This is a genomic window from Corynebacterium sp. MSK044 (assembly GCF_030232825.1).
Taxonomy (GTDB): Bacteria; Actinomycetota; Actinomycetes; order Mycobacteriales; family Mycobacteriaceae; genus Corynebacterium.
Genome location: NZ_JASPJJ010000005.1, coordinates 70,941 through 94,194, shown reverse-complemented (window position 1 = coordinate 94,194; position 23,254 = coordinate 70,941). Strand labels below are relative to the sequence as shown.

At 60.5% G+C, this 23,254-nt stretch carries 22 protein-coding genes; 11 read left to right on the top strand and 11 right to left on the bottom strand.

Features of this window, described 5'->3' with window-relative positions:
* Positions 1 to 50: 50 nt before the first annotated feature.
* Together QP994_RS04855 and QP994_RS04850 are read left to right on the top strand one after the other, a co-directional pair.
* Entirely contained in the window at positions 51 to 1,367 is a 1,317-nt protein-coding gene (locus QP994_RS04855; RefSeq protein WP_284865573.1) for an amino acid permease, read from the top strand.
* Positions 1,368 to 1,617: 250 nt separating this feature from the next.
* Positions 1,618 to 2,259 (top strand): 50S ribosomal protein L25/general stress protein Ctc, encoded by a 642-nt coding sequence (locus QP994_RS04850; RefSeq protein WP_284855382.1) that lies wholly within the window; start codon positions 1,618 to 1,620, stop codon positions 2,257 to 2,259.
* Between the two features lie 84 nt (positions 2,260 to 2,343).
* Here QP994_RS04850 and QP994_RS04845 read toward each other — a convergent pair whose 3' ends face one another.
* Positions 2,344 to 3,330, bottom strand: coding sequence for a hypothetical protein (locus tag QP994_RS04845; RefSeq protein ID WP_102723247.1), 987 nt, complete (start codon positions 3,328 to 3,330; stop codon positions 2,344 to 2,346).
* Positions 3,331 to 3,416: 86 nt separating this feature from the next.
* On the opposite strand from QP994_RS04845, the gene QP994_RS04840 reads away from it, so the two are divergent.
* Genes QP994_RS04840 through QP994_RS04830 form a run of 3 tightly spaced genes read left to right on the top strand, consistent with a single transcriptional unit; the run spans position 3,417 to position 5,189 of the window.
* Positions 3,417 to 3,992 carry a TetR/AcrR family transcriptional regulator gene (locus QP994_RS04840; RefSeq protein WP_284865572.1) on the top strand — a complete coding sequence of 192 codons (576 nt, stop codon included), beginning with the start codon at positions 3,417 to 3,419 and terminating at the stop codon, positions 3,990 to 3,992.
* Between the two features lie 25 nt (positions 3,993 to 4,017).
* Entirely contained in the window at positions 4,018 to 4,581 is a 564-nt protein-coding gene (gene pth, locus QP994_RS04835; RefSeq protein WP_102723249.1) for an aminoacyl-tRNA hydrolase, read from the top strand.
* Positions 4,582 to 4,604: 23 nt separating this feature from the next.
* On the top strand, positions 4,605 to 5,189 hold the full coding sequence (locus QP994_RS04830) for a hypothetical protein (protein WP_146014921.1): 585 nt from the start codon (positions 4,605 to 4,607) through the stop codon (positions 5,187 to 5,189).
* On the opposite strand, the gene QP994_RS04825 is transcribed toward QP994_RS04830, so the two are convergent.
* A complete protein-coding gene (locus tag QP994_RS04825; protein ID WP_102723251.1) occupies positions 5,186 to 6,139 on the bottom strand; it encodes a nitronate monooxygenase in 954 nt (317 codons plus the stop codon). The two genes, QP994_RS04830 and QP994_RS04825, sit on opposite strands and share 4 nt — an antisense overlap.
* Between QP994_RS04825 and pth (QP994_RS04820) the strand changes: the two genes are divergently transcribed.
* A complete protein-coding gene (pth, locus tag QP994_RS04820; protein WP_502870007.1) occupies positions 6,138 to 6,815 on the top strand; it encodes an aminoacyl-tRNA hydrolase in 678 nt (225 codons plus the stop codon). The two genes, QP994_RS04825 and pth (QP994_RS04820), sit on opposite strands and share 2 nt — an antisense overlap.
* Here the strand turns inward: pth (QP994_RS04820) and QP994_RS04815 are convergent.
* The gene (locus QP994_RS04815) at positions 6,812 to 7,357 is read right to left on the bottom strand and encodes an NADPH-dependent FMN reductase (RefSeq protein ID WP_284865570.1); all 546 of its coding nucleotides are present in this window, start codon (positions 7,355 to 7,357) and stop codon (positions 6,812 to 6,814) included. The two genes, pth (QP994_RS04820) and QP994_RS04815, sit on opposite strands and share 4 nt — an antisense overlap.
* 103 nt (positions 7,358 to 7,460) lie before the next feature.
* Between QP994_RS04815 and QP994_RS04810 the strand changes: the two genes are divergently transcribed.
* Positions 7,461 to 8,381 carry an NAD(P)/FAD-dependent oxidoreductase gene (locus tag QP994_RS04810; RefSeq protein WP_257997213.1) on the top strand — a complete coding sequence of 307 codons (921 nt, stop codon included), beginning with the start codon at positions 7,461 to 7,463 and terminating at the stop codon, positions 8,379 to 8,381.
* A gap of 59 nt (positions 8,382 to 8,440) precedes the next feature.
* Positions 8,441 to 10,084, top strand: a complete 1,644-nt coding sequence (locus QP994_RS04805) for a peptide chain release factor 3 (protein WP_284865569.1) — start codon at positions 8,441 to 8,443, stop codon at positions 10,082 to 10,084.
* A 43-nt stretch (positions 10,085 to 10,127) separates the two neighbouring features.
* Here QP994_RS04805 and QP994_RS04800 read toward each other — a convergent pair whose 3' ends face one another.
* The 6 genes from QP994_RS04800 to QP994_RS04775 form a co-directional block, all read right to left on the bottom strand.
* A complete protein-coding gene (locus QP994_RS04800; protein ID WP_284865568.1) occupies positions 10,128 to 10,787 on the bottom strand; it encodes an LppP/LprE family lipoprotein in 660 nt (219 codons plus the stop codon).
* 110 nt (positions 10,788 to 10,897) lie between these two features.
* Positions 10,898 to 12,451, bottom strand: a complete 1,554-nt coding sequence (locus QP994_RS04795) for an HNH endonuclease signature motif containing protein (protein ID WP_284865567.1) — start codon at positions 12,449 to 12,451, stop codon at positions 10,898 to 10,900.
* Positions 12,452 to 12,593: 142 nt separating this feature from the next.
* Positions 12,594 to 13,985 (bottom strand): hypothetical protein, encoded by a 1,392-nt coding sequence (locus QP994_RS04790; protein ID WP_284855375.1) that lies wholly within the window; start codon positions 13,983 to 13,985, stop codon positions 12,594 to 12,596.
* Positions 13,986 to 14,062: 77 nt separating this feature from the next.
* Positions 14,063 to 14,932 (bottom strand): patatin-like phospholipase family protein, encoded by an 870-nt coding sequence (locus tag QP994_RS04785; protein ID WP_284855374.1) that lies wholly within the window; start codon positions 14,930 to 14,932, stop codon positions 14,063 to 14,065.
* Positions 14,933 to 14,992: 60 nt separating this feature from the next.
* Positions 14,993 to 15,859, bottom strand: a complete 867-nt coding sequence (locus QP994_RS04780) for a patatin-like phospholipase family protein (RefSeq protein WP_284865566.1) — start codon at positions 15,857 to 15,859, stop codon at positions 14,993 to 14,995.
* A gap of 37 nt (positions 15,860 to 15,896) precedes the next feature.
* On the bottom strand, positions 15,897 to 17,054 hold the full coding sequence (locus QP994_RS04775; protein ID WP_284865565.1) for a YihY/virulence factor BrkB family protein: 1,158 nt from the start codon (positions 17,052 to 17,054) through the stop codon (positions 15,897 to 15,899).
* Between the two features lie 31 nt (positions 17,055 to 17,085).
* On the opposite strand from QP994_RS04775, the gene QP994_RS04770 reads away from it, so the two are divergent.
* Positions 17,086 to 17,565 (top strand): hypothetical protein, encoded by a 480-nt coding sequence (locus QP994_RS04770; protein WP_284855371.1) that lies wholly within the window; start codon positions 17,086 to 17,088, stop codon positions 17,563 to 17,565.
* A gap of 2 nt (positions 17,566 to 17,567) precedes the next feature.
* On the opposite strand, the gene QP994_RS04765 is transcribed toward QP994_RS04770, so the two are convergent.
* Positions 17,568 to 18,782: an MFS transporter gene (locus QP994_RS04765; RefSeq protein ID WP_284865564.1), complete on the bottom strand. Its 1,215-nt coding sequence runs from the start codon at positions 18,780 to 18,782 to the stop codon at positions 17,568 to 17,570.
* 121 nt (positions 18,783 to 18,903) lie between these two features.
* Between QP994_RS04765 and dsdA the strand changes: the two genes are divergently transcribed.
* Positions 18,904 to 20,184, top strand: coding sequence for a D-serine ammonia-lyase (dsdA, locus tag QP994_RS04760; RefSeq protein ID WP_284865563.1), 1,281 nt, complete (start codon positions 18,904 to 18,906; stop codon positions 20,182 to 20,184).
* A gap of 4 nt (positions 20,185 to 20,188) precedes the next feature.
* Here the strand turns inward: dsdA and QP994_RS04755 are convergent, their stop codons facing one another.
* The gene (locus tag QP994_RS04755; protein ID WP_284865562.1) at positions 20,189 to 21,859 is read right to left on the bottom strand and encodes an FAD-binding dehydrogenase; all 1,671 of its coding nucleotides are present in this window, start codon (positions 21,857 to 21,859) and stop codon (positions 20,189 to 20,191) included.
* Positions 21,860 to 22,029: 170 nt separating this feature from the next.
* On the opposite strand from QP994_RS04755, the gene QP994_RS04750 reads away from it, so the two are divergent.
* Entirely contained in the window at positions 22,030 to 23,223 is a 1,194-nt protein-coding gene (locus tag QP994_RS04750) for an NAD-dependent epimerase/dehydratase family protein (RefSeq protein WP_284865561.1), read from the top strand.
* Positions 23,224 to 23,254: the final 31 nt, after the last annotated feature.

The following is a 23,254-nucleotide window of genomic DNA, read 5'->3' as shown; positions in this document are numbered from 1 at the left end:
AGGCTGGGTCTTCTCCTGTGCAGGACGTAGATTCTGGTCTGCACAGGGCCATGAAAAGCCGCCAGCTCCACATGATCGCGCTGGGCTCTGCCATTGGTACAGGTCTGTTCTTGGGTTCTGCCGAATCCATTAATTATGCCGGCCCGGCCGTGCTGGTCACATTCCTCATCGTGGGTGTGGTCGTGTATCTGCTCATGCGCATGCTGGGCGAAATGGCTGTGGCCAACCCTGTGTCCGGTTCTTTCGCGGCGTACGCCCGCGAGTACATCAGCCCCCGCGCCGGTTTCATCGTTGGGTGGAACTGGTGGTACACCACCATCGTGGTGGGAATGATTGAGCTCACCGCCATGGGCACCTTCCTGGACTTTTGGTTCCCGGACATCCCGCACTGGGTGACGGCACTGGTCACGCTCGTCATCGTGTTGATCATCAACGCTGCCCGCGTGAGTATCTTCGCTGAGGCTGAGTATTGGCTGTCGTTGATCAAAGTCCTCGCCCTCGTGGCCATGATCATCCTTGGCTTCGTCCTGGTGCTCATGCCTTCCTCCGATGCTGGGTTCCACAACCTGACCATCCATGGAGGCTTCTTCCCTACCGGCGCCACCGGCGTCGTGTTCTCCTTGGTCGCGGTCACATTCACTTTCGGCGGCATCATGTCCGTGGGAACGGCCGCCGGGGAAGCTGAAGATCCGGAGCAAACGATCCCCAGGGCTATCAACTCCATCATCTGGCGCATCCTGGTGTTCTACATCGGTGGCATGAGCGTCATCTTGTTGCTGGCGCCGTGGGATGAACAGGGGGCGTCTGAGAGCCCCTTCGTGCGCGTGCTCACCTTCGTGGGCATTGACGGGGCGGCCCACCTTCTCAACCTGGTGATCATGGCGGCCGTCGCCTCTGTGTGCAACACCATGACGTACTCCGGTGCCCGCATGTTGCGCGATCTGTCCCGCAATGGGCAGGCACCCAGCTACTTCGCGCACACGACGTCGAAAGGCCTGCCGCTGCGCGCCCTGCTTTTCAACGGCGCACTCATGGGCTCCGTAGTCCTACTCAACTACTTCTTTGAGGGCAAGATCTTCACCATCCTGCTCGCCGTCGTGGTTGGCTCCGAACTGATCACGTGGGCGGCCGTGAACTTCGCACACCTCAACTTCCGCAAGCGCGGCTACTCATCTAGTTTCAAGGCTCCGCTGTTCCCCGTGGCCAACTACATCTGCGCCGCGTACTTCGTGCTGGTGATCGTGCTCATGGCCATGCTGCCCGACTACCGGGTGGGCCTTGCGGCCATGGGTGTGTGGGCCGTGATTCTGTTCGCCGTGGCGTCGCTGTCACGCTCGGCGGGAGAAACCCCTAGCACTACTGGCTGACCGCCGCTGAAAGTTTGGTCAGCGGGCCGGGGTGCTGCTAGAATTTTGCAGGTCTCGGCGAGGGACTTGCTGATCGGATCTGATCGATCTATATCAATCAGGAGAGATCAGCAGGGCCGTTATCGACGCGATGAAGACTTTCGCTGCTCGCGCAGCATCACACGGTCACTCGACGAGAACGTATTGTCACTTTCGTCTGGGTGGCCGCTTTTGTAGCTCCACCCGGTGAGAACACCATAGGAGAACCATCATGGCTACCACCCCTGTTATTAAGGCTGAGAAGCGCGAAGAGTTTGGTAAGGGCGCTTCCCGTCGTCTGCGCGCAGCAGGTCGCGTGCCGGGCGTCATCTACTCTGCCGGCGAAGAAAATATTCACTTCCACGTGGACATCCTGGAGATCACCGCTCTCGTGCGTAATGATGGCACTAACGCCATCCTCGAGCTCGAGGTCGAGGGCGAGAAGCACCTGGCCATCGTGAAGCACGTCGACCAGAACGTGCTCACCCTGAACATTGACCACATTGACCTCCTGGGCGTGAAGCGCGGCGAGAAGGTCAACGTCGAGGTCCCAGTTGTCCACGAAGGCGAGGCTGCTCCGGACGCTGTTGTCCTGCAGGAGCTGGACCTGGTGGAGATCGAGGTCGATGCCCTCAAGATTCCGGACGAGATCGTCGTGTCCATCGAGGGCAAGGAGATCGGCGACCAGATCCTGGCTGGCGACCTGCCGCTGCCGGAGGGTGCAGAGCTGCTCACCGATCCGGAGTACCTGGTCATCAACGTCACCTTCCAGCAGGTTGATGAAGAGGTCGAGGCTGCCGCTGAGGAAGCTGAGGAGGGCGGCGCTGAGGCTGGCGCTGAGTCCACCGAGGAAGCTGCCGAGGGCGAAGAGTAAGCCGCTTATCGACGCTAACGGCTAAACGCCTCAACGGCCGGCACCCCACCGCGGGGTTGCTGGCCGTTTCTCTTATTTGCAGACTTAGTTCTGCTGCTTAACCCCCGCTTTTGGCCGCGCAACAAACAGCAGCACCAGTCCCGTGATAATCCACAGGGCCAGTACCCACCAGGCGGCCCCTGCACCGGCACCGTCAAAGAATGACAGGGAGCGGACGAGGTGACCGGTCGCGCCGATCGGCATCCACTGACCCAGGGTGGACCAGCCTGCGGGGAGCAACCACGGGCCCGTCGACAAGCCGGACAGCGGGTTTGCCAGGAAAATCGTCAGCACAGCACCGAGGCCAACACCGCCTACACCAATGAGTGCGCCAAGACCCGCGGTCAGCATCGAGGTCGCCAAAATACCTGCCGAGATCGCGAGCCACTCCAGACCAAAGCTGCCCGTGAGAGTGCCGTAGACCGAGTGCAGCATCCACGTTGCAACCAAAGCGCCGAGCACGGCGATGCCCGTTAGCACGCCAATTTTGGTCCACTTGGAGCCGCGGAACAGGAACGTCGCTACGACCGCGGAGATGATTCCGCCAAATGCGAGAGGAAGACCCAGCAGAGCCAAGCCTGTCGCCTGCGGATCTTCCGAGGAGGTCGGTGCCAGGTCGGCGCGCTCAACGGTCATGCCTTGGGCTTCAAGGGAGCCGGCGATGCCGTCGACAAGCTGCACATACGGTGCACCGTTACCGGAAGCGGTGAATGCGGTGGCCCCTTCAGGCGTGACAGCAAGACCGCCGACTGCCTCGCGTTCGAGCACTGCGTTGCGCACGTCGTCGGCGTTGTCCATCACGGTGATCTCAGGGGCCTCATCCCCTGCCTTTTGTGAGATTCCCTGCGTCAGCTGCTGCACCATCGGCTCCGGCGCACTCACCGCCACCGGTACACCTGCGGGACCGGACGCGAATGTGGGCGCGAGGAACGCAAAAAGCATCAACCCGATGATGACGGGGATACCAAAGATCACTCCAAGGGCCTTAGCTACGTCTGAGCGATCACGCTCTTCTTTCACTGCTGTGGTCATTTTCAGACTCCTTTTCAAACTAAGATGGAACACCTGGTTCCACTTCTATAAATGGAGCATAGTGTGCCGTTTGGTATGGTTCAAGCATGAGACAGGACGCTGCTGATAACCGCGAAGCGATCGTTACCGCCGCCCGAACATTGCTCGTTGAGCACGGCGCAAACGTGTCCATGCGCGCAATCGCCAAAGAGGCTGGGGTTGGAGTAGCCACTGTGAGCAGGCATTTCCCCGATCGCATCACGCTTTTTGATGCCATCGGCGCCAACGCTGTCCACGACATCGACGTCGTCATCAACCAGCATCTCCCCCTCTTTGAGACCAATCCCGAAAAGGCATGGAGTGGTGCAGTTCACGCCATCGCCGGGCTCAAACTCGCGCTGCTCGGATTAACCCTGTTCACTGAAATGGACCACAATCCGGATTTTCAGCACATCGTTAAAAAACGCAGCGAGGAGATTCGCGCTGCCTATGCCCCCTTGATCACCCGCGCAAAGGAAGCTGGGTTGTGCCCAGCAGATATCGAGCCACTCGAATTCCACATCGCACTGGCGATCGCTTCTCGCCCGCTGCCGAATTCATCGATCATCAACGCGACAGCACCTCGTATCCAGCAGGAACTCATCGACATCTTCCTCGACGGCCTAAAGGCCCGCGCGACCTAGACTGCGGAACGTAGACTCAATTCTTGTGACTTCTGATTCTTCACCGGTTCTCATCGTCGGCCTTGGCAACCCGGGCACCATCTACGCCCAAACTCGCCACAATGCGGGGGCCATGCTTATCGACGAGCTCCTGGACCGCACCACCCCCATGCCCGCCCAGCTGAGCGTGCACAAGAAGACGAACACTGAGGTCGCTGAGCTCACCGCCGGTCGCCTGACCAACCGCCGCACCATCCTCGCACGCACCCGCGGCTTCATGAATGTTTCCGGCGGCCCTATCAAGGCTCTGGCCAGCTACTACGGGGTCAAGCCGGCAGACATCTACGTCATCTACGACGAACTCGACCTCGACTTCGGCCAAGTCAAACTCCGCCTCGGTGGCGGCGACCACGGCCACAACGGCCTCAAGTCCGTCACCAAATCCCTGGGCACCCCAAATTACAACCGCCTGGCTATCGGCATCGGCCGCCCACCTGGCCGCCAGGCACCGGCCGATTACGTACTCAAGCCCTTCGGCAAACAAGAGTCCGCCGAGCTGCCCATCATGCTCGCCGATGCAGCCGACGAGCTCCTCGCTGGAATGTCGTGAATATCGGGAATATCGTGATCACCATGAAGCCCCCGTTCTCCACACGCAGTCTCTGTGCCCTCGCCGCCAGCCTCTCTGTCGCTGCTGGTCTCACCGCTTGCTCTTCTCAGGATGATTCCCTCGCGGAACCAGCATTGTCCGAGCCCCCGGCAATAACTAGCGCGCAGGACACCACCACTTCCAATGAAGCACCGGAAGAGGAACCAGATTCTGACAAGAATGAGCTGCCCGAACTCGCACCCCTTGAACAAGCCCTTGAGGGAGTCCTGATGGAGGTGGGCTACCGGGACATGACGCCCCCTGATATGTACGAAAGGGTGCAGTACGCCGACACGGGACAGCGGTACTACGCGATCAAGCTTGACCCGGTGAAGCCACTCGACGCACAGATGGGCGGCACCCGCATCACCCGGGAGGCAGAATGGGCAATCCTCAAGAACATCGAGCGCAACTCCGCAACAGCTGAACTCGACTGGCCCACACTCCTCAATAAGCGCATGAGGGTATTTGCGCACCAAGATGACATCATCTTCGGCAGCGACCCGGGTATCCCCTACCTCGCCGTGAGTCTCCAGCGGTTCACCCGGGATCCACAGGTACTGGGCTAGCTGAGCCCCAACAGGGCGGACTCGATTTCGGCTGCTGACCCTTCCAGCAGCTTGCCCGCGAAGTCCTCACCCACCAAGCAATAGGCATGGTCCGGATCGCTGCGCAGCGGTTTCTGCATCGCATTGAGCTGCGGGTACAGCGGTGGCAGATCATCGTGCTCGCGAGTGAAGCAGGTCTCCACGCCGCGGGCGTAGCGGCCGGAGAAGGCACGGGTAGATACAGAATTCCCGCCTTCGCGCAGGAGGGCGCGGTTGCGGTCGGAGGTGCCGGCTTCGTCGGCAAGCAAGAAGGCACTCCCGCAGGCGACGGCGGTAGCCCCCCACTCGATGAGGTACTCCACGTCTTCAGCGCAACGCGCACCACCCGCAGCGATGAGGGGGACGTTGACGTTGCGGAAGATGCCGTCGAGAAGCTTTTCCAGCGGCCGCGGATCCGGCTCCTCGGTGAGCGTCCACGTGGAGCGGTGACCACCGGCCTTCGGGCCCTGCACGATCAAGCCATCGGCCCCGCGTTCGGTCGCCTTGAGCGCGTCGACCTCATTCGTCACCGTCACCCACGCCTGGATGCCCGCGTCGTGGATGCGGCGGAATTCTTCCTCCGTGAAGCAGCCGAACGTGCAGGAAATGATGGTGGCACGCCCGTCTTCCAGCGCCAGATCCAGCTTGTCGTGGAAGCCGAACGTGTAGTCCGGCTCAGGGATCTCCGCACCCAATTCAGATGCGATCGCCTCGAGATCCTCCCGGAGTGGCTCCTCGCGCTGCGGGTAGAAGAGGTTCACACCAAACGGCTCCTCGACGCGCGACAGTTCCTCGCGCGCCTGATCAAGCGAGCACGTGCCCCACGCAAGGAAGCCGAAGCCAACGGCATTGACCAGCTCCGGGGTGCTCGGGCCGCCCGCCATGGGGGCAGCGATGACGCGGGGCAAACGTGCGGGAAGTTCAGGTGGCATGGGGTCCACCTTAACGCCCACCTCCCATAGACTTGGCACCGTGTTTGATTTTCTGCGCCGCTTGTTTTCTTCTTCCCCCGCACCGGCCCCCGCCCAAGACCGTGGCTTTGACCTCGCCGCGATCGACGCCGAGTGGCTCATCGTCGGCCTGGGTAACCCCGGCGCACAATATGCCGCCACCAGGCACAACGTGGGATATATGGCGCTCGACGAGCTTATCGACGCTCCCCTACAGCCGCTTCCCGGCATCAAAGCCCACGGCCTCATGGTGCCGGACACCAACGCCTTTGCGGTGCGTTCAACGACCTACATGAACCTCAGCGGAGAAGGTATTGCCCCTGTGGCTGAAAAACTTGGGATTCCGCCGGAGCGCATCGTGGTCCTCCACGACGAGCTGGACCTGCCCGCAGGAAAAGTCCGCGTGAAGTTGGGCGGAAATGAGAACGGCCACAACGGCCTGAAGTCCCTGACCGAGCATCTGGGTACCCGCGATTACATCCGCGTGCGCATCGGCATTGGCCGCCCACCGAAGGGCACCCCGGTCCCCGACTGGGTTCTTGGCCCTGTCGAGGACAAGGGCCTTGACGTGCAGATCGCCCTGGCTGCGGAGGCTGCCCGACTCGTCGTCACTCAGGGCCTCCAGCGCGCGCAGAACGAGATCCACGCGAGAAACTAGCCTCGCAACTTCCCGGCGTACTCCTCCAGCCGGTCACACAGTGCGGCGAGCTCCGTCGCGCGGTGCGGCATCGGATTGAAGCCATCGCGCATCTCCATCGCCTGGATGAAACCAAGCTGCTCGCGCACGTCGTGCATGTGGAAGTTCGACGCAATCTGGCGCCAGTGCTCGATCGCGCGGACGGCACCGAGGCTGCCGTAGCCGACGAAGGCGATGGGCTTGCCCACCCACTCCGGCCCCAGGGTATCCACGGCATTCTTCAGTGCGGCCGGCACGGAGTGGTTGTACTCCGGAGTGATGAAGATGAACCCGTCACAGGAATCAACGACCTGGGACCAGCGAGTCACCTCATCATTGTCGTACTGCTTGTTCATGAGCATGGGGAGGCCGGCGCCGTCGTAAAGCGGGAGCTCAAAATCTGCGAGGTCGATGAACTCGTACTCGAAGCCCTCGCGCTCCCCGATATTCTCCCGCAGCCAGGTGGCAACCTTCTCCGCGGTGCGCCCCTTTCGGATGGATCCGATGATCACGCCAACCTTCATGTGTTTTCCTCTCATTTGCGTACAAGTGACTTAACTCGGCTCCACTCTAATAAAGGCCAGTAGAACCTCCCGCGATGAAGCTCGAGTAACTAGAGTCTTCAACGTGAGAATCTACGAAGGAATTCCAGGGGATCAGAAGATGGACGTCACGATCATCGGCGGAGGTTTCGCCGGAACCGCTGCAGCAATCAACTTGGCACGGGCGAATCGGTCCGTCTGCATGGTCGACGAAGGACGCCCGCGTAACCGCTTTAGCGAGCACGCGCACGGCATCCTGGGAATGGACTCGGTCAACCCAACCGAACTCTTGAAAAAGGGCCACACAGAATTCGAGTCCTTCGGTGGAACGATCGTGCGGGACCGCGCAAAGAAACTGACAAGGGCACACGACAAATGGTCCGTAGCTCTCGGCAGTGGCAACGTCATCGAGTCTCCGCATGTCCTCGTGGCCACCGGCATCACCGACGTGTTGCCTGATGTGCCTGGCCTCTCCGCGCTATGGGGAACGCGAGTCTTCCACTGTCCTTATTGCCACGGCTTTGAGGTGAACGGGACGAACCTCGCTGTTATCGGCGGAGAGAATCCCGGCTTCACGTTCCATATTTCGAAGCTGCTCACTAAGTGGGCAAGGACCGTCACGTTCTTCCCGAACGGACTCGAACTTCCCGCCAATGAGAACGCCGTTTTCGAATCCCTTGGTGTCGCTATCGTCGACGAACCCGTCCTCGAGGTGGGCCCAGTGGAATCCGATCGAGTCGTAGTCCGCACGACAGGCCACCAATTCGTCTTCGAATCCTGTTTCACCGGTCCACGTTTCGAACCAAACGACGAACTGCTGCGCGAAGCTGGGTGTAATGTCGTCGACGGATGGGTCCATACACAACGTGGACTGACATCGCAGCCAGGACTGTGGGCGGCGGGCAATGTTGTCAGCTCACCCGACCAAGTTTCGCAGGCGGCAGGCACGGGAGCAGCCATCGGGAGAGCGATCGACCAGGCTCTTTTCCTCGAAAAGCTGTCCTGATTCCGCTGCATTGCGCTAGTTAGCCCTCGTAACGTCTAAGCGACTACCCTCTACAGGTCATGAGCACCGTTTCCGAGGCCGCCCGCCGCCGCACATTCGCCGTCATCGCACACCCGGACGCCGGTAAGTCGACGCTGACGGAGGCACTCGCGCTGCACGCGCACGTTATTTCGGAGGCCGGCGCGGTGCACGGCAAGGGCAACCGCAAGTCGACGGTGTCTGACTGGATGGAGATGGAGAAGGATCGCGGCATCTCCATCGCGTCGTCCGCCCTGCAGTTCGAGTACGCGCCGGAGGGTCACGAGGGCGAGCCGTACGTGATCAACCTCGTGGACACCCCAGGTCACGCCGACTTTTCGGAGGACACCTACCGCGTGCTCTCCGCCGTCGATGCCGCAGTCATGCTTATCGACGCCGCCAAGGGCCTCGAGCCCCAAACCCTCAAACTCTTCCGCGTCTGCAAGGCCCGCGGCCTGCCCATTGTCACCGTGATCAACAAGTGGGACCGCGTCGGACGCGAGCCTCTTGAACTTGTCGACGAAATCGTCACCGAAATCGATCTCCAACCCACCCCCCTCTACTGGCCCGTGGGCGAAGCCGGCGACTTCCGTGGCCTCGCCCACGTCAACGACGACGGTGAAGCTGACCAGTACATCCACTTCACCCGCACCGCCGGCGGTTCCACCATCGCTCCGGAGGAATACTTCACCCCGGCCGACGCCACCGCCAAGGAGGGCGACGCCTGGGACACCGCCGTCGAAGAAGCCGAACTACTCGCCGCTGATGGCGCCGTCCACAGCCAAGAGCTCTTCGAGCAGTGCGTCACTTCGCCTCTGATCTTCGCTTCCGCGATGCTCAACTTCGGTGTGCACCAGATCCTGGACACCTTGTGCTCCATCGCCCCCGCCCCAGAGGGCCGCTCCTCTGATCCGCAGGCCATTGAGGCCGCTGCGTCTGGTGGTGGCCAAGCCATCGACCCCGTGCGTGAGGTTGGCGACGAGTTCTCCGGCGTCGTATTCAAAGTCCAGGCCGGCATGGACAAAAACCACCGCGACACGCTTGCCTTCATGCGCGTCGTCTCCGGTGAATTCGACCGCGGCATGCAGGTCACGCACGCCCAATCGGGCCGCAGCTTCTCCACCAAGTACGCGCTGACCGTCTTCGGCCGCGACCGCGACACCGTGGAGACCGCCTTCCCCGGCGACATCATCGGCCTGGTCAACGCCGGATCCCTCGCCCCCGGCGACACCATCTACGCCGGCAAGAAGGTCCAGTTCCCGCCGATGCCGCAGTTCGCGCCGGAGCACTTCCGCACGCTGCGCGCCAAGTCCCTGGGCAAGTACAAGCAGTTCCGCAAGGCACTGGAGCAGCTCGACGCGGAAGGCGTGGTGCAGATCCTCCGCAACGACCTACGTGGCGACGCCGCCCCCGTCATGGCTGCCGTCGGCCCCATGCAGTTCGAAGTCATGCAGGCCCGCATGGAAAACGAGTACAACGTCGAGACCGTCGCCGAACCCATCCCCTACTCCGTCGCGCGCCGCACTGACGCGGAATCCGCTCCGGAGCTGGACCGCCAGCGCGGCGTGGAGATCTTCACCCGCACCGACGGCGAACTCATCGCCCTGTTCGGCGACAAGTGGAAGCTCGCCTTCATTGAGAAGGAGCACCCCGAGCTCACCATGGAGCCCCTCGTCGCCGACTAGAACCGGCCACTCCCCTCTAGTTCCCCTCTAGAACCTTCGTGTTCTAGAGGTTCGTGTTCGGGATACGCCCCTCGTGCGCCACCTTGTCGCCGTCCCAGTAGTACGTCACGGTGCTGTTGTACTTCGGTGCCTCAGCGTTCCCTGCACCAGACTCCATCAATGCCTCCCAGTCCTTGTATAGGACCGTGAAGCTGCCGCCATCATTCGGCGTGACCTCCATCGCCTGCTGCGGCGCAATCGAATCGATGCCGATGTACTCACCCTTGTGGAACATCAGGATCAGGGTGCCAAACTGCGCGTTCCCCTGTTTCGCCTGCGTCACGAGCGCATAACTCAGATCCCCACACGAGTCATAATTCGTGTGCCCCGTAAATACCCAGCCCCCGTACTCGTTCGGATACTTCTCATTCACCTCCGCCGTAGCTTTGTGAATCTCCGGCGACGCAGGATCCGTGTTGCAGTCTTTCTCGCCTTCTTTCTCACGTTCCGTCTGAGTCGTGGTCACTTCGACCGTGGACTCGGCCGCACTATCATCCGCGGCACGATCCGCCTGCGACCCAGTAACCTCCAGCGACGGTTCCGCAAGATTGGAGCTTTCACCATTGCTGCATCCCGCAAGGAAAACAGCGCCGGACAGCGCCATCCCCGCACAGATTCGGCTCACGATATTGACCTGCTTGCCTTCGTGCATGCCTTTAAGCATTGGAATCACCAGCTTTCTGTTCAGGGATAAGAACGCAGCGTGCACTCGATTCTACGTGGACCACACCCATTCGGAGGACGCTCCGACCATTCTGATTCACCCGCCACGCATCACACACGGCGCACTACTTTCGACTTTTCCCTGCTTGATCGTGGTCTCACCGGGAACATTTCCCCATCAGGTCTGCCTCTTACCCGTGCCGCTGCTCGCGGTCGATGAGCCCCGGCCCTCCCCATGGCGCGGTTGACTGCCGAGTTTTCCGCCGGGTCCGCCCCATTGAACTCTATGCGCGTACTTCCAGACCTAACTAGGCCCGCCCGACCCGTTCCCGGGTCATATTCCATATGTCCCTTGCCGTGGCTGCCGTCCCGTTCGTCGTTATTACATCTGTGATGCTCACGGCACAGCCCGGTGAGGTTCGAGATATCGGTCGAACCACCCTTAATCCAGGCAATGATGTGGTGGATCTCGCACTCCGACAACGGGGCCGTGCAACCAGTCCAGGCACACACCCCCTGCACCGCAAGCAACGCGATGCGCTGAGCAATAGATGCGCTCCGAGTCCGCCCCATCGACAGTGGCACACCCGTCACGCTGTCCAGCTGCAGAACAAAGTGAGTTGGCCCTTCAGAGCCATCAAGGCCGAGACGTACGAGGTCGAAGACATCAACTTCGATTCCCGTATTCGTCATAAACGTGGTCTGCCCATCCGCATCCGCCAAATCATCCAGCGTCATCGGTACTACAACAGAAGCAGCTCCACCAGAGACCTTCTGCTGGTCCGACTCATGCTTTTGGAAGATGGAGAAGAACTGGTCATACCGGCGCTGCGCCGGACTACGGTAATCCGTCTCATCCGGACTCATATTGCTATTCGGCGCCAGCCCTTTGTCCGAATGAGCCTTAATCAAAGCCGCATGCCCCGCAGTGGTGGTCAGCGTAATGTCCACCGACCCATCAGGCTTCCTGCGGCCAATGTGCATCCCACGGTTCTCAAATCCCGCATTCGGATTCGTGCGCGGAGCGTGCTCCCGGTTCGCCTCCTCAACAAGACGCCGCACGAAATAGCGCAGGTCCTTCGCATCACGCCGATCCGCCTGCTTCATGGCCTCAGCATGAATTCGCGCACGCTCGCCGCGCGCAGCCTTCAGCAACTTGTCCAGCTCCCGGCGAATAATGTTCTGCTTCTCCGCCGACACCGCAGCAGCCCGCCGACGCGACTCCTCCTGAGCACGACGCCGCTCTTCTGCCGCGCGTCGCTTCTCTTCCTCGGCGTCCTGCTCGACGCCCGATGAACCTGTGAACAAATCCTCCCCTGGGTCACCTTCAGGCTCTTCGGGATCCCCCGCCGACTCCGGTGGCGGCGCAAACAAGTCCCTGCCACGCGCGAGCCTGTCATAGGCCTCCCCCGGTGAGAGCCCCAGCCGGTTCTGCAAATAGGCATTGGGGCGACTAGCACCAACCAACCTACCCGCCTCATCACGTTCGCACACATAGGCGAAACAGGCATCGATCAAAGCCTTCGAATTGAAGAAGTCTTCAAGCTTCTCCATGTCCCCAGCGACATCCGCCAGAGTAACAGTCGAGGGATCCGCGAACTCATCACGCAACTGCATTAACGCATTTCCAATGGTTGCAACCAGCTGCGAAACTTTAGCGGACATTTCCCCCTCCTTCCCCTGAGGATGTTGTTAATTCACCTTATCGGCCACTAACAACATCCTATCTCACCCAAACACGGTTACGCAAGGGTGTTCGAGAACTTTTTCGAGAAAGCCTTCAGAGAAGGCCCTTCCGAAAAATCCCCTACTTCACCCGAATCATACGAGTCAAGGTCCCCTGCCAGTACGCCCCATCCGGTGTGATCATCCCGGTCAGCTGCAGTGGCAAGTCTCCAGGCAGATGGCCAACCTGACGGCGCGCAACCTCTTCGCCCGTGTCCGCGCTGATGCCCACGAGGTCAACACTCAACCGCGCCGGATCGGTACTGAGGGACCAGATCATGCGGTCTTTCTCCGTCAGAATCGGCAGGGTCTCAATCTTGCGTGGCTTCTCCCAGACGCGTTCGCAGGTGACACCGGCACCCTCATCAGGCTTAACGTCGATACGCGTAAGCCCTCCCGTGAACGGCGCGAACATCGGACGAGCCATACCTTCAACCGCATTCGGCGGGTACACGAAGCCGTACGTGGAAGGAATCCACAGCGTGTTCCCGCTAGCCATGATGGAATTTTCCGTGCCTGGCCCGCCGCTGGTGAACGCCGGCATCACGCAGACGTCGTTGCCGGTTTCGGAGTCCAGGACGATGAGATTCGGGGAGCCATCCGCATTATCGACGATCGCCTGCCACTTCCCTCCCGGCCCAAACACCGTCGGCGTTGTTCCTGAGCCCCATGACAACTGACCTGGCTTGCGCGCACTGCCGCGGTCATAGTCACGGCGCCACTTGAGCTCAATGGAACTACCGTTGTAGAAGACCTCATTGAGCGAATGACTGGTAAGAACGCTCATGCCGTTGGGTCTACCCGTCAGGCCATTAGCAACGATTTCACCACCTGGTGCCTGCGCGAGCGGGCGAGTGATAATCCGCGAGCCATCAATAACACCGATGGTGGAGTACTTCGTCACAAACCACGTACGACCAGCGCCGTCAGAGGCCAGCCCCGCCAAAGGCGTACCGGCCGGCAGACCAAGCGGCGTGCGCTGTTCGATGGTCAGGTGCCACCGCCCATGATCAAAGTGGTGCCCAATGCGCAGCACGTCCGTGCCTTCAGCAATGACAATCTCGTCCTGCTCATCCAGGTAGCCATACACGCCACCGAGCAGCGATGCCTTCCGCAGTTCCAAGGTGGCCAGCGGCTGCGCGGTGTTCGGATCGAAGAGGACAACGGACGGCACGACCACGTCGAGACCCAGCGGATTCTTGTGTTTTTGTTCCGTGCCCACATACTTGGTGCACAATCCAAGCACCATGCCATTGGACGCCTGGAAAACCGTGGAGCATGTTCCCTGAGGCACCGACCAATGCAGCTGCCCAGCGGCATTGGGGCCGGCCCACGGAACAGCATCGGAGGATTCCACATCCCGGTGCATAAGACGGGTCCCGGTGGGCGCAGGTTGAGCTTGAGCTTGGGCGACACCGCCGCCAACAACTGCCCCGGCCACAAGGAGGGCAGCAATACGCAGAGATAACTTCATTCACGGGATATTAGCAGCAAATTCCAAGCAATATGCCACTTGAGAGACTGGAAACCACTAGCAGCGACCAGCAACCACTAACGCCCCAAAAACTCCATCCACTGCTCCCACTCGCGCTCAACTTGCGCCTTCCCCAGGGCGTAGTTGGCGGTGAGCTTGGCTAGATTTCGTTCGGATGCGTCCACGCTCATCGCTTCCGGGAAGAACACCTGCGCGCGCCCTTCTTTTTCAAGTTCGAGGATGCGGCGTTTAGAAGCGTTGTAGCGCCCGGGCCGCACGATAAGGGCTTCAGCCACGGCGGGGTGCTTGGAAAACAGCCTGCGCGTGGCCGTCGGCCGTGTCACTGTTGGACGCACGTAGGAGCGTTCCTTAGTGGCAAGGACGAGGAATTTTTGGAAGCCGGCTTTCTCCGCGGCGCTAATGAGCAAGCCCCCTGAATACCCGAGCGCGCCGTCTACATACGGAATGCCGTCGATGAAGCCCATCGGCATGACTTTCGGCACTGTTGAGGATGCGCGGGCGATGAGGCCGATGCTTTCCGGCGAGTCGATGGTGCGGCGCGTCCACTGCTCGGTGTGCCCCGTGTCGGCGCGAACTGCTTCAATGTGAACTTCGATGTCACTGTTGGCTTGGAAGGTCTCCCAGTCGAAGGGCAGGACATCACCGGAGCGTTCGTAGATGAACTCGGCGTTGAAGTATCCGTGCCCCCGCGCAAAGGACATCCACCCACCAAATTGTTCGTGCGCGGCAAAGGTAGTGAAGGATTCGCGTGCGCGGTGAGCATCCTGCGACACGTAGTTGAACGTGTGCACGGAGCCCGCCGATACACCGCCGACCCAGCCGAAGCGCACGTTTTCCTCGATGAGCTTCACTATGGCTGGCGCGGTGTACGAATTGCGCATTCCGCCACCTTCAATAACTAAGGCAGTATCGGACGCGTCAATCATGTCCCTGATTGTAGGACCGCGGGAGCTTTATCGCTTATCGACGTCCCCCGCGCCCCACCCTTAGCCCTCCAGGAACGCCTTGATGGCGGGCCACTCACGCTCAAGCTGTTCTTCACCAGCAGCAAAGTTCGCTTCGAGCTTGGGCACCTTGAGCTCGGTGTTTTCAATCATCATGTTCTCCGGGAAGAAAGCGTATGCGCGACCTTCCTTCTCCAGCTCAATGATGCGGTCCTTGGCCCGGTTGTACTCATCAGCGCGCTCAATCGTGCGGCGCGCGACCTCAGGGTACTTGGGGAACATGCGGCGAATCATCGCCGGACGGTTTGGCTGCTCACGGACATAGTCACGGTCCTTGGTGGCCAGGACGAGAATTTTGGAGTAGCCGGCCCGCTCTGCTGCATCGATAACCAAACCGCCACCGTCACCCAGAGCACCATCGACGTATGGGACATCATCGATGTAGGCCATGGGCATGAGCATGGGCATGGTGGAGGAACAACGGATGACCAGGTTAATAAAGTCCTCGTCCGTCAGCTGCTCATTATTAAAGGCCACGGATTCACCGGTGTCCGCCCGCACTGCCTCAATGTGGACGTCTGTCTCAGTCGCATTGAAAGTATCCAGATCAAACGGCAAAAGGCCACCACGGTCCTGGAACATGAACTCCGCATTCAACAGACCACGCCCCAGCGCGAGGGAACGGAGACCACCAATCTTCGGGTGCCCCATGAAGGTGGTGAAGGCCTCGCGCGTGCGTTGCGCGTCGCGGGAGAGCAGGTTCACGGCGTGAATCGCGCCAGCGGAAACGCCACCAACCCAGCCAAATTGCACGTCCTCTTCGATCAGTTTCATGATCGCTGGGGCCGTGTACGAGTTACGGGTTCCTCCGCCCTCAATGATCAGGGCGGTATCGCGTGCATCAATCATGGTTCACCACTCTACGGGTGAAGCTACTCATTTGCCGTTAGAAACCACCATCTGCCGGTTTTTCAGGCTCAGCATCAGCCCGATCATCAGCCTGAACGTCGTCTGCCAAGCGCTCCAGAAAAGCACGAATCTTGCGCTGAAACAGCACCGCTTTATCGGCGCGTGGCCCCGCCTGAATCATCGTCTTAGCCTCAAGCCCCATCTGCAGTTCCTTGGCGCGCAGGATCTCCGCATCGAGCTTGACCCCCAACAACAACACGATGTTCATCACCCAGATGGCCACAAGCACGGCAAGCACCGCACCGAATGCACCGTAGGCACTGCGCACACCGAAGGTGGAGATGTACCACCCAAACAGTGCCCACGCCGCACCGATCACCAGCATGGCAAATACCGCCCCCACGGTGAGCAGGCGGAAACGGCCAGGGCGAACATTCGGTGCGAAGTAGAACAGGCAGGACAGCAACACCACGGCCGTGACCACCACTGCTGGGTAGCGCAACCATTCCCACACCGGCAGCAAGATCTGGTTGAGGTAGTTCACCACTCCTTGTAGCCTCAGTGGCTCCGCGATGGGGCCCACCACGGCGTTGATGATGTCTTCGCGCAGAACCAGCGCCGCCATCACCACAACGAGTCCAGCCACCAGCAGCAAGGTGATCGCCCACATGGTCAACCACGTCACCCACAAACTGCGGCCTTCTGTCCGGCCATAAATCACGTTGGTACTGCGCGAAAACGCGCGCACATAGGCAGACGCGGATAGCAGGGAAATCATGATGGAGATTGTCAGCGCGATCGTGCTTTGCGCTGGCGTGCCCACCACGGTGAGGAAAAGTTCCATCGCCTGCGGCTGCAGGGCTTCAGGCACGGTGTTATCAATGAACCCGCCGATCATGGTGCGCAGCTCTGTTTGATCGGTGGGAAAGAGCAAGGTCACGGTGGAATAAAACGCCAACAACGTCGGCGCAAAGGCAGTGACACTGAAAAATGTCATGGACGCGCCCCGGTCGGTGATGGCAAGGGGCCCAAAATCAAAGACCGTGCGCGCCAGCACGAGTTTCCACCCTTTCCACCCCAGCCGGTTGCCACGCTGCAGCACATTCTGCTCGGTGACATCGGGGTCAAGGGCATCGATCGGCCCCGGGCCGTAGGGCTGGATGAGGGTGGGGCCGTCGATAAGCTTGTCCTCCATGATTTCACCCTAACGCGAGTAGGGTGTGGCCATGACTTCTGTGACAGTGGCGGGCCTGTTTACACCCAACGGCGAGCTCGGCTTCAACGCGAGCCCTGCTGAGTCCCTCTTCATTCTGGCGCTACTTTTCGCCCCGGCGATTCTCATCTTCACCATCGTCATGGTGTTTCTGCGTCGCAGACGTGCCCCACAAGAGATCACCGCGCGCACGCTCAAGGTTCACACGGCGAATCTCTCGCCGGACACAGATGAAATCATCGTGATCATCACGGTCGACGAAGAGACGTTTAACAAGCTCATGCTTATCGACGGCCCCTGTCGCCTCACCTCCCCCACCGCCCGCCCCGTGACCTTCCAAACCGGGGTTCGTGGCGGTGCACCGACCCTCGATCCGAATACTGGCTGGACCATTCCCGTGACTGCCGCGACGCAGGCAGAGTTGCGTGCGCTTCCTGCAGGACCGGGTGAACACGAACTGGCCACAGTGCACGTGGCCATCGTGGTGGAATAACGCTACTTGCGCACGAGGTACCCCGAACGAATCTGCACCGTACGGATCACTGCGGACACGAGCGCGAGCGATGCCAGCACCCAGTACGGCAGCGACGGCCCAACGTAGCCATGCAGCCACTCAATGAGTGGCGGGAAACCAAAGCCAATGTAGGTGGCCACGTAGTACACACCGATCACGGAACCACGCTTTTCCGGTGGGGAGAAGGTGTCCACATCCAGCAGACCTTCACGCAGGCACAAGCCGTATGCCAATCCAAGGCAGACCGCAGCCACCACGAACACAACGAGTGACGGCGTGGCACCACCGAGTGCCGCCAACACAAAGCCCGTGGCAGAGCACACCGCACCAATCACGCCGGAGATCGGCCCGAAATGGAAGCGACGGCCCAAAGCCTGAATAACCAAGCCCGAACCGAAGGCCACCACCGCAGCCACACCCGGCATAAACGCACTTGATTCAAAGTGGTTGCCCACGCGTCCAGCAAGAACTATGACGGCACTGGTCATGGATGCAAAGACCCACAGGCCCATGGGGAACGCCGTGAACAAGGCCTTCGCCGTTGACTTCTCAATCACCGGTGCAGGTGCTTGTTCCTCAGCATCATGCGCCGGCGCCACCTGAACCTCATGGAAGTTCGGCACATCCCCAGCGCGGAAGGAGTACGCAATCGCGGCGATGGACAGCACGATGGAGGCGATGTACGGGATGTAAATCGCGTAATGCCCACTGACCAGGTGCGCGATAATGCCGGAAGCGATGGGGCCAAGCATGAACCCGGAGGTGAGGAAGATGCCAGCCAACGTTGTACCGGATGCCCCGCGCAGGCGGCCTGCCCACGCAGTACCTGCACTGACCACCAGCCCTACACCGAGACCGATGACAAACCGGGCGCCCAACAACACCGCTGTGTGCTGCTGCCAGAACATCAGAACAACGTTGCCCAGCATGGCTACCGTGGACCCCAACAACACCGCCGGCCGGGAACCAAATCGGTCCGCTACCAACCCGCCAGCAATCAGACATGGGAACAGCCCTAGCGCATAAATACCGTAGGCACTATTCACCAGCAGGGTGGACATCTCCCAGTCTTCGCGTAGTACCACCAGCACGGAAGCAAAATGGTTCGCGGCCCATCCCGCGCTAATCAAAAAAGCGATGACGCTTGCGAACACAATGTTCGGCGACGACTTCCCCGCACTCATGCTGGTTGGCATTCGGTAGATCCTCCTCACTCATGGCTGAGATTGACAGTTGCAGTACTGCGATACACAGAGAAAATTGTGACCTGCGTTACTATACATCTTTTACCTGCCCGAACTCCTAGGATTGGGTTTTATGAATTCCCCGATGATGCCGTGGGACCGCCCCGCCACTGCCCAACCGCAAGCGCTTTCACTCCTCGGTGCCTTGGAATCCCAGCAGGAAATGAGTTGGGTATGCACACCCGAGCACGCGCCGGATGCGCTGGATCCCGCCGTTATCGCCTCAGTGGAGGAAGCCACAGCACGCTTGGACCGTCTCGCACCGTGGATCGCGCAGACCTTCCCCGCGACGGCCCAAGAACCCCACCCGGGCCGAATCGAATCCGCACTCGAGCCCACCCCCGACACACAGACCTATGTCACCGAACTCATGGGCTTCCCCTTACCCGGTGAGCTGTGGGTCAAACGCGATGACAGTCTGCCCATCAGTGGCTCCATCAAAGCCCGCGGTGGAATCCATGAGGTTCTCCGCCTGGCGGAGGAATACCTCGAACCTGAGCAACGAGCCGAACTCACCTTGTCTGTTGCCTCTACCGGCAACCTCGGTCTCGCTGTAGGCACCATCGGCCCTCGCCTGGGCTTCCCCACCGTGGTGCACATGTCCACCGAAGCGAAGCAGTGGAAGAAAGACTCACTGCGCGCCGGTGGCGCCACTGTGGTTGAGCACCCTGGACTGTTCACTGACACCGTCGCCGCCGCACGGGATGCTGCCGCCGACGATCCGGCCACGTTCTTCATCGATGATGAAAACTCCCCCGGACTTTTCGCCGGTTATGCCGTGGCCGGTCAGCGCCTGAAAGAACAATTCGATTCCCTCGGACGCACCTTCACCCCGGACACGCCCCTCAATGTCTACCTGCCCTGCGGCGTGGGCGGCGGCCCGGGTGGTCTGGCCTTCGGTCTGAAGCTTGCTTTCGGGGATAGCGTCCACTGCCACTTCGTTGAACCCGTGGCCAGCCCCTGCTTCATGCTGGGCGCGGCAACCGGGAAAGGTGCCGCGGTGAACTGCGCCGATTATGGGCTCAGCGGACGCACCGTCGCCGACGGTTTGGCTGTACAAAGCCCGTCACCTTTTGCTTTTGAGAACGCCGCCCACCTGATCAGTGGTTTCCACACCGTCGACGATGTGACCACGCTCGCCAGCGTCAACTGGCTGGAGCGCACCTCAGGCATCTCCGTGGAACCGTCGGCCGCCGCTGGACTGACCATCCCCTGGCGCCTGCCAACCGAAGAGATGCCCGCGGACACTACTCATCTCGTGTGGCTCACCGGCGGCTCCCTCATCCCCGTGCGTGACCGAGACCGGCTGCGTGGTCAGGCCGCCACAGCGGCCCTGCAGTGGAGTGCGCGTTAGAGCACTACTCCGCTGCAGATTCCTTCGCCACTGCCTCCCCCACGCGCCTACCGGAGTGGATGCAGCCGCCCAGGAAGGTTCCTTCCAGCGCGTTCTTGCCGTGGTAGCCACCGCCACCGAAGCCGGAAACCTCACCGCAGGCGTACAGGCCCGGGAACACGGAACCATCGCTGTGCAATGCGCGACCATCCAGGTCGGTTTCCACGCCACCGAGGGTCTTGCGGGTGAGCACGTGCAGTTTGACGGCGATGAGGGGGCCCTTCTTTTCGTCGAGAAGCCTGTGTGGCTCCGCGCAACGCACGATCTTGTCGCCTAGGAAGTTCCGGGCGGTGCGGATGTAGTTGATCTGTGCGTCCTTGGAGAAGGAGTTGGTCAGCTGCGCATCACGGTCGACTACCTGCTTGCGCACGAGCTCCGCATCCACCTCAATGCCGTCATCGCCCAGCTCATTCATCTTGGCCACCAGCTCTTCCAAAGTGTCCGCGATGACCCAGTCAGCGCCGTTATCCATGAAGGCCTTCACCGCCGGGTGTGTGCCCGGACCGAGTTTGCCCGCCAGCTTCTTGATGGACTTGTCGGTCAGGTCAGGGTTTTGCTCCGAGCCGGAGAAAATGAACTCCTTATCCGCAATGTGCTGGTTGAGCACGAACCAGGAGTAACCGTGCCCCGTCCGCCCGATGTGGGCGAGTGCTGCGAGGTTATCGGAGCCCGGGAACAGGTTCGTTGGCAAACGCTTGCCCGTCGCATCCAGCCACATAGACGACGGCCCAGGAATAATTCGAATGCCGTGGCCCGGCCAGATCGGATCCCAGTTGATCATGCCTTCCGGGTAGTGCCACATGCGGTCCGTGTTCACTAGGTTCGCGCCAGCTTTTTCGGCGATGGTGATACCACGCCCATCGACATGCTCTGGCACACCGGTGACCATGTCCTTTGGACACGGCCCCCAACGATCCTCCGGCCACATCTCGCGCACCTTGTCCACGTTGCCGCCAATGCCACCGGTGGAAATCACCACCGCATCACCGCGGATCTCAAACGGCTCCAGCTCATCATTATTCGAGGCCTCACCACGTGGCCGCGGATCATCTGCCAGCACCATTCCCCGCACCCCCACTGCGCGGCCATTCTCGACGATGATCTCATCCATCCGGTGACGGAACTTGAACTCCACCTGGCCTGCTTCTTCGGCGCGCTCCACCGGTTCACGGAACACGCGCACAACCTCCGGGCCAGTGCCCCAGGTGAGGTGGAAACGCGGCACCGTGTTGCCGTGGCCAGACGCATCACCCGAGCCACGCTCAGCCCAACCGACGGTAGGCAGCACGCGCAACCCCAGCTCCTTCAGGTACCCGTGCATCTCATTTGACGCGAAGCGCACGTACTCCCGGCCCCACTTCCGTGGCCAGTAATCATGATCCGCATCGTCATAGTCCGCTGAGTTCTGCCAGTCAGTCCAGGCCAGATCCTCAAAGTCTTTAGCCCCCATCAGCTTCTGCTCCGGTGTACCCACCATGAACAATCCACCGAGTGACCAGAACGCCTGGCCACCAAGGTTTGCTCGACTTTCCTGCTCAATGAAGACGACCTTGCGGCCCGCTTTAACGGCTTCATGCCCTGCCACCAGGCCTGCCAGGCCTGCGCCAACAATGATGATCGGATCAGTTGATTTCATGGGCCAAATAGTAGCTGGGACAAAACATTAAGGAGGCGGTTCACACAAAAAGATTCCTTCCCTGTCATCCACCGCTCCCCCGGCACGTCATCGGCGGTCACGGTAACGTGAGCGGAAGACTTCCCCGCTGCGAAGCAGGAGCAGCCACAAAGAAAGGTTTAAGTTCGACGATGAAGATTGCAGTACTCGGTGGCGATGGTTTTTGCGGATGGCCAGCATCCCTGCACCTCTCGGACATTGGGCACGACGTCACCATCGTGGACAACCTTTCCCGACGCCGCATTGATAAGGAGCTAGGGGCGGAATCCCTCACACCTATCGCCACTACTGAAGAACGCTTGGCCGCGTGGCAGGAAGTCTCCGGCAAGACGATTAACTTCCGCAATATTGACGTGGCGCAAGACTACGACGGCCTACTCGCCTTCATCGAAGAATTCCAGCCTGACGCCGTCATCCACTTCGCTGAACAGCGCGCCGCGCCGTATTCCATGAAGAATTCGGTGACCAAGCGCTACACCGTGGACAACAACGTCAACGCCACCCACAACCTGCTCGTTGCCGTGGTGGAATCAGGCCTGAACATCCACATCGTCCACCTGGGCACGATGGGCGTGTACGGCTATGGCACCGCCGGCATGAAGATCCCAGAAGGCTACCTGGATATCAAAGTCTACACCGGTGAGGAGCTCATTGACCAGCAGATCCTCTACCCCACCAACCCGGGTTCGGTGTACCACATGACCAAGGTGCTGGACCAGAACCTTTTTGCCTACTACGCCAAGAATGATGAGTTGCGTATTACGGACCTGCACCAGGGCATCATTTGGGGCACGCACACCCCGCAGACGGAACGCGATGAGCGCCTGATCAACCGCTTTGATTATGACGGCGATTACGGCACCGTACTCAACCGTTTCCTCATGCAGGCCGCCATCGGCTACCCGCTCACCGTGCACGGCACCGGCGGGCAGACCCGCGCCTTCATTCACATCCGTGACATGGTCAAGTGCATCCAGCTAGCTTTGGAGAATCCGCCTACCAACGGTGACCGAGTGAAGATTTTCAACCAGATGACGGAGACTCACCGCGTGCGCGATCTGGCCCAGCTCGTGGCCAAGATTTCTGGCACGGACTTCGCGCTTGTTCCCAACCCACGCAAGGAAGCAGATGAGAACGAGCTGCACGTGACCAATGACACCTTCCTCAGCCTTGGCCTGCAGCCCACCAAGCTCGCCGAGGGTCTCCTCCAAGAGGTCGAGGAAGTGGCCAAGAAGTACGCCCACCGCGTGGACCGCACCAAGATCCCAGCCCGTTCCCTGTGGACGCGCAACCAAGCCGAGGGCGTCCCAGAATCCGAGCGTTAATCCAGCAGGACAACGAATAACAACGAACAAT